This window comes from Stenotrophomonas sp. YJH_SMC_133 (assembly GCF_059370655.1).
Window position 1 is genome coordinate 23,195 of the sequence record NZ_JCAFTW010000003.1, and the last position, 12,670, is coordinate 35,864.

Below are 12,670 nucleotides of genomic sequence, written 5' to 3' on the forward strand. Positions count from 1 at the left end.
CAGTACTGCAGCATTCCAGCCATCATCGTTTGAAGTGCCTCAACGCCCCGTGCATCGTGTTCATGATCTGAACCGATGACGCTGAGCCGCCCGATGAACAACCCACTGCGGATCCGCCCGATCAAATTACCGGTCGTGGCTGTCGTGACCCTGACCTGCCTGATGCCGCTTTGCGATTACGCATCTGCCTGGAGCCGCATTGGCGCAGTCGAGATCACCGACCACGCCGGCAAACCTTGTTTCGGACTACCCAGGAAGGAGCGCAAGCGTATCGGTAAAACTCCGGAGGTGTTTGGTGTGGAGGTGCATGACGCAATTACTCCACCGCTGCGGCGGCAATGGTCGTTCTACTTTGCCCATCCCGCATCAATCCCACTTCCACCCGGAGCCTGCGTGGTCTACGGAGAAGTGCCAGCCAACGCCATTTCAAGGCAGACGGCGATGCCGCTGCAGCCCGGACGCCTGTACGACGTTTCGCTGTCGGCCACCAGGACCGGCGCCACGCAACACCACAGCGCCCGATTCTGCTTGAAGGCCAACCCCGACGGGAGCCTGCGAGCGATCCAGGTCCACTACGACGAGGCGCTGGGCTGGAGCCCCTCGGTTTGCCTGCCCTGAGCCGACGCGCGCGCTCGTCGGAACCGCCCAGCACGCGCTGGAAAGACGTAATTGTTATGTTATATCCTGTCACGCCGACCGAACCTCGTACGTGGCCCCTTCCCCCACTACCCGCCTGGCCTCCATCGACCAGCTGCGCGGCACCGTGATGCTGTTGATGTTGCTCGACCACGTGCGCGAGACCTTCTTCCTGCAGCACCAGGTGAGCGACCCGATGGACGCGGCGACGGTCTCCCCCGCGCTGTTCGCCTGCCGTCTGCTGGCCCACCTGTGCGCACCCGTGTTCGTCCTGCTGACCGGCCTGTCGGCCTGGCTGTACGGCCAGCGCCAGGCGGATCCGCGCCGGGCCACGGCCGCGTTCCTGCTCAAGCGCGGGCTGTTCCTGGTCGTGCTGGAACTGACCCTGGTGAATTTCGCCTGGACCTTCCAGCTGCCGCCAGAAACCCTGTACCTGCAGGTGATCTGGGCCATCGGGCTGAGCATGATCGCGCTGGCCGGGCTGCTTTGGCTGCCGCGCCCGGCCCTGCTGGTGCTGGCAATCGCGGTGGTGGCCGGGCACAACCTGTTCGACGGCTTACGGGTGCAAGGCAATGGCCTGCTGGCGCTGTTGTGGAAAGTGCTGCACCAGCGCGACTGGATCGAGGCCGGCGCGCTGCGCCTGCGCACCTCCTATCCGGTGCTGCCATGGATCGGGGTGATCGCCCTGGGTTATCTGTTGGGACCGTGGTTCGCCCGCGAGCGCGACCCGACGCAGCGCCAGCACTGGCTGCTGTGGCCAGGCGTCGGTGCGCTGGCCATGTTCGCGCTGCTGCGGTTCGCCAACCAGTATGGAGATGCACCGTGGCAGTACCAGACCAGCGCGTTGCGCACCTGGATTAGCGTGCTCAACATCACCAAGTACCCGCCGTCGCTGCAGTTCCTGCTGTTGACCCTGGGCGTAGGGCTGTTGCTGCTGCGCCTGTACGAATGGCCGCCACTGGCGCGTGCGCTGCGCCCGCTGGCCGATATCGGCGCCGCGCCGATGTTCTTCTACCTGCTGCACCTGTATGTGCTGAAGGCGCTGTACCTGGGCGCGCTCGCGGCCTGGGGGCCGACCCATGGCGAGTTGTATGCCCTGGATTCGGTCAGCGGCCTGCTGCTGGTGGCCTGTGCGCTGGCGGTGGTGCTGTACCCGCCGACCCGGGCATTCGCGCGGTTCAAGGCGCGAAGGCGTGACCTGGCGTGGTTGCGGTACCTGTGATCGCCCAGGCCAGTCCGGCAATCCACGCATGGCGTGGATCTACTGAAAGCGGATCGGGCCACAGGCCTATAATTCCGCGATGAATTCCACCGCTATCGCTTCCGACGACTTCCTGGGCCACCCCAAAGGCGTCTATGTCTGCTTCTTCACCGAAATGTGGGAGCGCTTCTCCTTCTACGGCATGAAGGCGCTGTTGCTGCTGTACCTGACCAAGTACCACCTGTTCGGCGACAAGGCCGGCCTGGACCTGCTCGGCGCCTACGGTGGCCTGGTGTACTGCATCCCTGTATTCGGCGGCATGCTGGCCGACCGCTGGCTGGGCATGCGCCGGGCCGTGCTGTTCGGCGGCATCCTGCTGGTACTCGGCCACCTCGGCATGGCCTTCGAAGGCCACGCTGCGTACCGGGTGAACGGCGAAGTGGTGCGCGACACCTCGGCACTGGCGGTGACCTACCTGTCGCTGGCGCTGATCATCATGGGCGTCGGCTTCCTCAAGCCGAACATCTCCACCATTGTCGGCAAGCTGTACGCCAAGGACGATCCGCGCCGCGATTCGGGTTTCTCGCTGTTCTACGCCGGCATCAACCTGGGCGCGCTGTTCTCATCGCTGGTGTGCGGCTTCCTCGGCGAGGCCTACGGCTGGAAGTACGGTTTCGGTGCGGCCGGCATCGGCATGCTGGCCGGCCTGGCAATGTTCCTGTGGGGCCAGAAGTACCTGCAGGGCCACGCCGAGCCGCCGCAGCCGGCGGCGTTGAAGCAGAAGGTGCTGGGCCTGCCGCGCGAATGGCTCATCTATCTGTGCGCGGTGCTCGGTGTGTTGCCGGTGGCGTGGCTGATGTGGGCGGCCGGCAACGGCGCGTTCGCGCTGGGCGGTGAAATCAGCCTGGCACTGATGTTGATGGTGGTGGTGCTGGGCGGCGTGCTGGTCTGGTTCGCCTGGTTCACCGGCAGCAAGTGCACGCCGGTACAGCGCCAGCAGATGATCGCGCTGATGGTGCTGATCTTCATGGCGCTGGTGTTCTTCACCATGTACGAGCAGTCCTACGGCTCGTGGGTGACCTTCACCGACCGGCTGCTGACCAAGGACATCGTGCCCTCGCTGGTGATCACCGGCGGTACGCCGCTGCCGTGGTCGATCCTCTCACTGCTGCTGGCACCGCTGGGCTTCGTGGTCAGCGCGCGGTTGTCCGAGCGTCGTCCGGGTTCGGCTGCGCCGCGCACGTTCTTCGCCGCCATCGTCGTGCTGATGCTGGTGCTGCTGGTGCGCGACTGCCTGGTGATTCCGCAGACCGCCGGCTCGCTGACCTACCTCGGCGGCCTGTTCCTGGTGCTGCTGGCACCGGCCTTCGCCGCACTGTGGACGTGGATGGACCGCCGCGGCTGGGAACCGGGCAAGCCGGTCAAATCAGCCTGGGGCCTGGTGATCGGCGCACTGTCGTTCGTGCCGCTGGCCCTGGCCGCGCAGCAGGTGGGCGCTACCGGCGAGATGGCCAGCGTGTGGTGGCTGGTGCTGGCCTACTTCCTGCTGGCCAGTGGCGAGATGTGCCTGTCGCCGGTCGGCCTGTCGGCGGTGACCCAGTTGGCCGTGCCGCGGGTGATGAGCCTGATGATGGGCACCTGGTTCCTGGCCACCGCCTTCTCGGAGACGCTGGCCGCGCTGTTCGGCAAGCTGGCCGCGATCGAGGTGCCGGAAGGCGAATCGCTGGACATGGTGGCCGCCGCCGGTGCCTATGCGCACCTGTTCTGGCTGCTGATGTGGATCGGCCTGGGCTGTGCGCTGGCCGCTTTCATTGCCGCGCCACTGTTGAAGAAGATGATGCACGGGGTGAAGTAAGCCCACGCACAGGCAGGAACCGGGGCGGCGGTTGGATCATCCGCCGCCGTTGCGTTACGGCGCCCTGCCCTTGCCGTCCGCAGCCGCAGTCGTGGCGGTCTTGCCATCCAGGCTGCGCGACAGGAACGCCAGCAGCTTGCCGTAGTACTCGCTGCGATGGGCCTGGGTATAGAAGCCGTGCCCTTCGGTCTTGTAGTACAGGCTTTCCACCGGCGTACCGGCACGCTTGAGCGCCGCTTCCATGCGCTCGGTGTGCTGGATCGGGGCGCGCTTGTCCTGACCACCGGCCGCCAGGAACACCGGCACCTTGATCCGCTCGGCCAGGTTGACCGGCGAGACCGCACCCAGCGTGGCCGGATCACCCAGCCACTCGCGCAGGTAGCTCATTCCGGAATCGCGGTCCTGGATATCGCCGCCAGTAAACATCAGCGGCAGGTCGTAGACGCCCACATAGCCGGCCGCGCACTGGTACAGCCCCGGTTCGCGCGCGGCGCCCATCATCGCCGAGTAGGCGCCGTAGCTGGCACCGTAGATGCAGATGCGCCGGGCATCGGCGATGCCTTCGCTGATCGCCCAGCGCGTCGCGTCGGTCACGTCGTCCTGCATCGCGCGCCCCCACTGTTTCAGTGCTGCCCGGCTGTGCGCACGGCCGTAGTTGCCCGAGCCGCGGAAATTGATCTGCAGCACGGCGTAGCCGGCAGCGGCCAGCAACTGGTTCTCGTGGTCGAAACTGCCGTTGTCGAATATCCCGATCGGCCCACCATGCGGCACCACCACCATCGGCAGGTCACGGCCAGTACTGCCATGCGGGACTGTCAGGAATCCATGGAGCTCCAGCCCGTCACGCGCCTTCAGCAGGACCGGCCGCACCGACGCAGTGGTCTCCGGATCAATCCATTCGCTGCGCGCCATCAGGAAGCGCGCCTGGTTGCGGTCGCGGTCGTAGAGGTAGAACTCGCCCGGATTGGAACCGGACCCGGTTTCCACCAGCAGCCGGCGACCGTCGCGGGTACTGGAGGTGATGAATACTGCACGCCCGGGGAAGGCCGCCTCCAGGCTGCGGTACAACCGTGCCTCGTCCGAGCTTTCGTCGAAGAACCGGGTATGCGGCGTGTTTCCCAGGAACAGCGCGCCGACCGGCACGGTGCTGCCCGGGCTGCGGATCAGTCGTGCCGGATCGACAACCTCATCGCGCAGCACGACCCTGCGCTCCTGCGTGGCCGGGTTCCAGCTGACGATGGCATCGGGGCCGCTGGGCTGCTCGCTGAGCAGGTAGGCCAGCTGGCCGTCGACGGAAAAGCCCAGCGCCGCCTCGCTGCGACCACTCCGTTTCTCATCGTTGACCAGCGCCCAGTCGCCACCGTTGCGGTGGTAGAGCCGATGGATGTTGTCAGTACCGGCGCCCTGTACGAAACGTACGTCGCCGCGGGCATCCACCACATAGGAGGCACCCGGCATCGGCGCGCGGGCCAGCAGCCGCTGCTTGCCGCTTGCCAGTTCCAGCTGGGCCGCATAACCGTTGGCATCGAGCCGCGATCCGCCTACTGCGATGACCACGTGCGCATCATCGCCAGGCAGGGCGTCAATGAGGAACGCCGCGGCCGACGTCCGGTACTTGGGCCGCACGCGCAGGCCAAGGTCGCGGTAGCCCACCAGTAGTTCCGGTCGTCCGGTGCGTGCATCCAGTGTCAGCAGCTCGCCGGTGGCCCACGGCGCGTCGCGGGTACCGAACTTCTGCGCCAGACCGAACATCACCTGATCGTTGTTGACCCAGTGCAGGCCGAAGACATGCGAATTGAGTGGTGGGCGCAGGTTGCCCACCGGCGTGTTGTCGTCCGTACGAAGGATGATCACAGCGGTGAAGCCGTCCGCAGGCACGGTCGCGGCCAGATAATCGCCCCCGGGAGACAGCATGACATCGCCGAACTTGTCCGCTCGCACATAGGCGCCCAGATCGATCGCAGCAGCGGTTCCACACCAAAGTCCCGCCACGATGATGGCGGCCAGCCAGCGCTTGTGCATCCTTCTCTCCCCCTGCCTGGACCCCTTGTCCCGGCTGGCCGATTCTAGGCAGGCCAGTGCCCGGCCCGCCAGTGGCGCACAAAAAACGACGGCACCGTTGCCGGTGCCGTCGTTACCACTACCTTGGAGAGAGAGTCAGGACGTGGGTTCGGGGGGCGTGCGCCGGGTCAGTGGACCCCGCGCACCGCCAACGTGAGGGCCAGGATGCTGAGGATCACCGCGATGGTGCCGTCGAGCACGCGCCAGGTGCTGGGCTTGGTGAACAGCGGCGCCAGCAGGCGCGCGCCCAGGCCCTGCGCGGTCAGCCACAGGCAACTGGCGGTGACCACACCGGCAGCGAAGGCCATGCGGGCGTTGCCGAAGTTCTCGGCGATCGAACCGATCACCATCATGTCCAGCCAGAAGTGCGGGTTGATCAGCGAGAAACCGACCGCCGCCATCAGCACTGCGCGGCGGCTGCCGTCGTCGCTGTCAGCCTCGCCCATGCCGCCGCCACCGGCGATCGCGCGGCGCGCCGACTTCATCGCGTACCAGGCCAGGAACGCCACGCCCGTCCACAGCACGGCGGTGGTCAGCCACGGCAGCGCCGAAGTGAGCGTGCGCAGGCCGGCCACGCTGGCAAAGATGAAGATCGCATCGATGGCCGCACAGGTGGCGACCACCGGCACGATGTGCTTGCGCAGGATGCCCTGGCGCAGGATGAAGGCGCTCTGGGCGCCGACCACGGCGAACAGGCCGATGCCGGTAGCTGCACCAGAGAACCAGGCACCGAGGCCGGTGCTGGCGGAGATGACCGAGAACATGGGATTCACTGCCTTTACTTGCTTGGGGGGACGGTGCCTCGCGAAGGCGGACAGCACCGGAACGGGCGCCATTGTCGCGCCGCAACATGAAAAAGACGAGCTAAACTTCCTAAATCAACATTAGCGGAACTTAATTCGATGCGTATCGACCATGCCCAGCTGCGCGCCCTGGCCGCAGTGATCCGCGAAGGCAGCTTCGACCGCGCCGCGCAGTCGCTGAATGTCACCCCGTCCGCCATCTCGCAGCGGGTCAAGGCGCTGGAGGACCGGATCGGCCGGCTGCTGGTCAAGCGCGGCACCCCGGCCACCGCCACCGCCGAGGGGCAGTTGCTGGTGCAGCTGGCCGAGCAGACCGCCCTGCTCGAGCACGATGCGCTGCACCGGATGGGCCTGGCCGACGAGGATCTGCCACAGGCCAGCATCCCGGTGGCGGTGAACCACGACAGCCTGGAAACCTGGTTCCCGCAGGCGGCCTACCAGTTCGCGCAGACCACCGGCACTACGCTGGACCTGCGCGTGGAGGACCAGGACCACACCGTGGAGCTGCTGCGCCAGGGCACGGTGCTGGGCGCGGTGACCACCCTGGACGAGCCGGTGCAGGGCTGCCAGATCCATGCACTGGGCAGCATCCGCTACGCCGCCACCTGTACCCCCGAGTTCCGCGAGCGTCATTTCGCCAAGGGCGTGACCGCGCAGGCGCTGGCGCAGGCCCCGGTGCTGGTGTTCAACCGCAAGGACGACATGCAGTCGCGCTTCGCCCGGCGCATGGCCGGCGACGACCTGCCCAGCACCGCGCCGACCTGGTGGATTCCGTCCACGCGCGCCTTCGTGCAGGCCAACCTCGGCGGCATGGGCTGGACGATGAATCCGTTGCCGCTGGTCAAGCGGCACCTGGACGCGGGCCGCCTGGTCTACGTGCGCCAGCGCGCGTGGGAAGACGTGCCGCTGTACTGGCAGCATTGGAAGGGCGACGTGCAGACCATGGCCTTGCTGACCCGCGCGGTGCTGGAGGCCTCCTCGGCACTGATCCGGCGCAAGCGCTGAAAAGGGGACGGAGGGGATTAAGTCGTATAAGGCCCAAGCGACACATCGGGCAAAGACGACTTAATCCCCTCCGTCCCCTTTTTGCTCCATCCAATCTCCATCAACCCTCCACACCGGGTCCATGCGTGATGCGGATACTAGCGGGCCAATCACTACAAGGGTGTCCTGTATGCCGATAGCCGTGCGCGATGCGCGCCCCGAAGATGCCGCCGCCTGCATCGACCTGCGCGGGCGCACCCGCGAAAACGCCTTCAGCGCCGCGCAGTTGGCAGAGCTGGGCATCACCGAGGACAGCTGGGCGGCCGGCATCGCCCAGGGCGATTCGATCGGCCGCGTCGCCTGGGAGGGCGAGCGCATGGCCGGCTACTGCTTCGCCGACCGCGACAGCGGCGAGGTGCTGGTGCTGGCCCTGCTGCCCGAGTATGAAGGCCGCGGCATCGGTCGCCAGCTGCTGCAGGACGTGGTCAGCCTGACCCGCGATGCCGGCCACCAACGCCTGTTCCTGGCCTGTTCGGCCGACCCACGCTCGCGCTCGCATGGCTTCTACCGGCGCCTGGGCTGGCGCCCGACCGGCGAGATTGATGAGGCCGGCGACGAGATTCTTGAGCTGGTCTGAGTGAAGCTGTCGCCAGGGATGGCCTGACGCTGGCAAGGCTTCGTTCGCCGGGCATCACCCGGCGCTAGCGGGTGAGGATGGCGCGAAACGCCGGATGCTGCGTTGCATCAAAAACAGACCGGATCCGGTTAGAATCGCATATGGATGCTGCAAGGCGTTGTTTCTTCACGCCCTTTCCCTGCCCCACGCGCATCCTGACCCCTTCCCCTCCGCCAACGATCCCGCCCCCATGAAGAAATTTGGCAAGGCTCTTCTCGCCCTGCTCGTGCTGCTGTTGCTGGCCGCCGCGCTGTTCCTGTACTGGCCGCTGACCCAGCGCTCGGTGCCCGCCGCCAGCAACGACAAGCCCGTCGACGTTGTGCTGGTCGGCGCCGGCATCATGAGCATCACCCTGGCCACCTACCTGCAGGAACTGCAGCCGGACTGGAACATCCAGGTCTACGAACGCCTCGACGGCGTCGCCGGTGAAAGCTCCGACGGCTGGAACAACGCCGGCACCGGCCACTCGGCCTTCGCCGAACTGAACTACACACCGGAACTGCCCGACGGCAGCATCGAGACCAAGCGCGCGGTCGGCATCGCCGAATCGTTCGAGGTCTCGCGCCAGTTCTGGTCGCACCAGGTGAAGGAAGGCCGGCTGAGCCAGCCCAGCGACTTCATCAACCCGACCCCGCACATGAGCTTCGTCTGGGGCGATGACAACATTGCCTACCTGCACAAGCGCCAGCAGGCCCTGGTGAAGAATCCGCTGTTCTATGGCATGCAGTACTCCGAGGATCCGGCCCAGATCAAGCAGTGGGCCCCGCTGCTGATGGAAGGCCGTGACCCGAAGCAGAAGGTTGCCGCGACCTGGATGCCGCTGGGCACCGACGTCAACTTCGGCGTGATCACCCGCCAGCTGACCGCCGGCCTGCAGCGCAGCCCGAACTTCAGCCTGCACCTCAACCACGAAGTGAGCGCGCTGCGGCAGAACGCCGACAAGAGCTGGAACGTGACGGTGAAGGACCTCAAGGCCGGCACCGAGTCCACCACCCACGCCCGCTTCGTGTTCATCGGTGCCGGTGGCGCTGCACTGAAGCTGCTGCAGATGTCCGGCATTCCGGAATCGAAGGACTACGCCGGCTTCCCGGTCGGTGGCCAGTTCCTCGCCTTCCAGGGCCAGGACGTGACCTCGCGCCACGGCGTGAAGGCCTACGGCATGGCCGAGACCGGCTCGCCGCCGATGTCGGTGCCGCACCTGGATGCGCGCAAGCTGGACGGCAAGCCGGTGGTCCTGTTCGGGCCGTTCGCGCTGTACAGCACCAAGTTCCTCAAGCACGGCTCGTGGTGGGACCTGTACTCGTCGGTGAACCACAACAACGTCGGCCCGATGCTGGAAGTGGGCAAGGACAACCTGGACCTGGTGCAGTACCTGATGGGCCAGGCGCGCCTGAACGATGCCGACCGCCAGGCCGAGCTGGTCAAGTACTTCCCCACTGCCAAGCCGGGTGACTGGAAGCTGGTGACCGCCGGCCAGCGCGTGCAGATCATCAAGCGTGATCCGCTGAAGGGCCCGGTGCTGCAGTTCGGTACCGAGATCGTGACCGACAAGGACCACACCATCGCCGCCCTGCTCGGCGCTTCGCCGGGTGCGTCGACCTCGCCGCCGATCATGCTGGACCTGATGGCCAAGGCCTTCCCGGACCAGATGAAGGCCGGCTGGGAAGCCCGCCTGCGCGAGATCGTGCCGTCGTACGGGCGCAAGCTCAACGACAGCGCCGCGCTGGTCAACGAGATCCGTACGCTGACCAGCCAGACCCTGCATCTGCCGTATCTGGAGGTGCCGGTGGATGCGAACGCGGCATCGCCTGCTGCGGCTGCAGTGCCGGCAGCGGCCAAGGAAAAGCGCAACGCCAACGAGGAACTGCAGGCGCTGTAAGCCCGCAGTTTGCTTTCGATGGAGACGGACGGCCACCTTCGGGTGGCCGTTTGTTTTTGTGCGAAATGGGTCGGATTCCTCCCGCACGGGAGGGCTCTGACCTGCACCTGGCCGCCGATGATGGGGTCAGAGCCCATTGCCTGCGGCGACGGGATCCGACCCCGGCCCGCCACTGCTCTGCGCCGGAAAGTCCCTGCGAATGACGCGAATTGTAATGTTGTTAAGAATTATTTACATTTGCGTCCTGTGCAGTGATCGCACCTCCCCAGATGGACCTGACCGTGCCCGAAGCCGCCGCCCCGGGTGCTGGACGACTGTTGCCGCCCTTCCCCGCTTCCGAGCCTCGAGCCCACCATGTCCCTGATCCTCCGTAACCGCCTGCCCCGCCGCGCGTTGCTGCCGGCTGCCCTGCTTTCGTCGCTGACCCTGCTGGCCGCGCCCAGCGCGTTCGCCGCCGCCGATGGCACTGCCGATGCCAAGACCCTGGACAGGGTCAGCGTCCGCGCCGAACAGTCCGCACCACCGTCGAGCACCACGCGCCTGCCGATCACCCTGCAGGAGACCCCGCAGTCCGCCACCGCCATCAGCCTGCAGCGCCTGCAGGACGAATCACTGTTCAGCATCAACGATGTGATGCGCAATGTAACCGGCGTGAGCGTGTCCTTCTATGACACGCAGCGCCCGCTGTACTACGCGCGCGGCTTCGCCATCACCGACTTCCAGGTCGATGGCATTCCCACCTACAGCGGCTCCACCAACCAGGAGTACGACACCGCCTTCTACGACCGTATCGAAGTGATCCGCGGCGCCAACGGCCTGCTCAGCGGCGCCGGCGTGCCGTCGGCCACGGTCAACCTGCTGCGCAAGCGCCCGGGCAAGGAATTCGATGCGTCGTTCGCGGTCAGCGCCGGCAGCTGGGACTACCGTCGCATGGAGGCCGACGTGACCGCGCCACTGACCGCCGACGGCCGCTTCCGCAGCCGCGTGGTCGCCGCCTACACCGATCGTGGCCTGTATTACGACCGCTACGACGAGAACAAGATGGCCGGCATGGCGGTGCTGGAAGGCGACGTCACCGACAGCACCACGATCACCCTCGGTTACCAGAGCCAGGACAACAACCCCACCGGCTCGACCTGGGGCACCGTGCCGTTCTTCGACAACCAGGGCCATTTCGCGCACTTGCCGCGCTCGACCAACCTGTCGCCGAAATGGAGCTACTGGAAGCGCGAGAGCAACACCGCCTTCGCCAACCTGGAACAGCGTTTCGGCGACAACTGGCTGTTGAAGATCAACACCGCCTATACCCGTGGCAACGTGCAGAACGTGCGCCTGTACGGCACCGGCAACCCGGACCCGGTGACCGGCGCGGGCATCTACCTGCGCGCGGCCGCCGGTGATTCGAAGGACACCCGCCGCAATGTCGATGCCTACCTGACCGGCAGTTTCGATCTGTTCGGCCGCGACCACGACGTGACCCTCGGCGCACAGTGGTCGGACCTGGAAGGCACGACGAATACCCTGGCACTGAACTTCCCGAGCGACTGGGCGCGCTGCGGCGGCGAGCGCTGCTACTACATTCCCAACGTGTACAACTGGAACGGCGACATCTCCGAGGTGACCTACCGCCGCACCGGCGCGCGCCGCGTGGCCAAGACCACGCAGAGTGGCGTCTACCTGGCCACCCGCCTGCGCCTGGCCGATCCGCTGTCGCTGATTGCCGGCGCACGCCTGAGCCGCTGGGAAACCCTCACCCGCTCCTACAACGCCGCTGGCGCCTACACCGGCACCAGCGGCGCGTACAAGGTGAGCGATGAAGTCACTCCCTACGTGGGCCTGGTCTACGACATCACCCCGAACGTGTCGGCCTATGCCAGTTACACCGAGATCTTCAACCCGCAGAACTTCAAGGACCGCAACGAGAACCTGCTGGCACCGGTGCAGGGTTCGAACCTGGAAGCGGGCATCAAGACCCAGTGGCTGGACGGCCGCCTGACCGCCAACGCCGCCGTGTTCGAGGCCAAGCAGGACAACTACGCCGTGCGCGACATGGGCGTGCCGGAAGGTTCGCTGAGCGATGGCACCTCCGCCTACATCGGCGTCAACGGCACCAAGGCACGCGGCTGGGAAGTGGACGTCAACGGCGAGATCCTGCCGGGCTGGACGGTCAATGCCGGCTACACCCACGTCAAGGTCACCCGCGCGGCTACCGACCTGCTGTACGCCAACCCGCCGAAGGATCTGTTGCAGCTCAACACGCAGCTGCAGCTGCGCGGTGCGCTGGAACGCCTGAGCGTTGGCGGTGGCGTGCAGTGGCAGAGCAAGGTGCAGGGCTACAACATCGCCTATCCGCTGGGCGGCACGGTGACGGTGAACCAGCCGGCCTACATGCTGGTGCAGTTCAATGCCAACTACCGCATCAGCGACAGCTGGACCGCAACGCTGAGCGTGCGCAACGCACTGGACAAGACCTACTGGGCGAATCTGGACTACAACAACTACGGCGAACCGCGCTTCGTGTCGGCCAGCCTGCGCTGGAAGTTCTGAGCAAGCCGCGAACCGGTGGGTGCCTGCT

9 protein-coding genes are annotated in these 12,670 nt (G+C 66.3%); 7 read left to right on the plus strand and 2 right to left on the minus strand.

All coding sequences use genetic code 11. The annotated features are described in order from the left end of the window. Positions 1-75 precede the first annotated feature (75 nt). The 3 genes from AC5P78_RS04540 to AC5P78_RS04550 all read left to right on the plus strand — a co-directional run bounded on the left by AC5P78_RS04540 (position 76) and on the right by AC5P78_RS04550 (position 3,692). Positions 76-618 carry a hypothetical protein gene (locus AC5P78_RS04540; RefSeq protein WP_224481830.1) on the plus strand — a complete coding sequence of 181 codons (543 nt, stop codon included), beginning with the start codon at positions 76-78 and terminating at the stop codon, positions 616-618. Between the two features lie 91 nt (positions 619-709). Beyond that, positions 710-1,858 (plus strand): acetyltransferase domain-containing protein, encoded by a 1,149-nt coding sequence (locus AC5P78_RS04545; RefSeq protein ID WP_111174207.1) that lies wholly within the window; start codon positions 710-712, stop codon positions 1,856-1,858. Between the two features lie 79 nt (positions 1,859-1,937). Then, the gene (locus AC5P78_RS04550) at positions 1,938-3,692 is read left to right on the plus strand and encodes a peptide MFS transporter (RefSeq protein ID WP_033833344.1); all 1,755 of its coding nucleotides are present in this window, start codon (positions 1,938-1,940) and stop codon (positions 3,690-3,692) included. A gap of 54 nt (positions 3,693-3,746) precedes the next feature. Here AC5P78_RS04550 and AC5P78_RS04555 read toward each other — a convergent pair whose 3' ends face one another. Both AC5P78_RS04555 and AC5P78_RS04560 read right to left on the minus strand, forming a co-directional pair. Then, the gene (locus AC5P78_RS04555; RefSeq protein ID WP_414498310.1) at positions 3,747-5,714 is read right to left on the minus strand and encodes an alpha/beta hydrolase family protein; all 1,968 of its coding nucleotides are present in this window, start codon (positions 5,712-5,714) and stop codon (positions 3,747-3,749) included. 167 nt (positions 5,715-5,881) lie between these two features. After that, positions 5,882-6,517 (minus strand): LysE/ArgO family amino acid transporter, encoded by a 636-nt coding sequence (locus tag AC5P78_RS04560; RefSeq protein ID WP_005408523.1) that lies wholly within the window; start codon positions 6,515-6,517, stop codon positions 5,882-5,884. A 138-nt stretch (positions 6,518-6,655) separates the two neighbouring features. Between AC5P78_RS04560 and AC5P78_RS04565 the strand changes: the two genes are divergently transcribed. The 4 genes from AC5P78_RS04565 to AC5P78_RS04580 all read left to right on the plus strand — a co-directional run bounded on the left by AC5P78_RS04565 (position 6,656) and on the right by AC5P78_RS04580 (position 12,642). Beyond that, on the plus strand, positions 6,656-7,561 hold the full coding sequence (locus AC5P78_RS04565) for a LysR family transcriptional regulator ArgP (RefSeq protein WP_005408522.1): 906 nt from the start codon (positions 6,656-6,658) through the stop codon (positions 7,559-7,561). 169 nt (positions 7,562-7,730) lie between these two features. After that, a complete protein-coding gene (locus AC5P78_RS04570; RefSeq protein WP_005412603.1) occupies positions 7,731-8,177 on the plus strand; it encodes a GNAT family N-acetyltransferase in 447 nt (148 codons plus the stop codon). A 229-nt stretch (positions 8,178-8,406) separates the two neighbouring features. Next, positions 8,407-10,095, plus strand: a complete 1,689-nt coding sequence (gene mqo, locus AC5P78_RS04575; RefSeq protein WP_087802937.1) for a malate dehydrogenase (quinone) — start codon at positions 8,407-8,409, stop codon at positions 10,093-10,095. Between the two features lie 354 nt (positions 10,096-10,449). Continuing rightward, entirely contained in the window at positions 10,450-12,642 is a 2,193-nt protein-coding gene (locus tag AC5P78_RS04580) for a TonB-dependent siderophore receptor (protein ID WP_076738855.1), read from the plus strand. Positions 12,643-12,670: the final 28 nt, after the last annotated feature.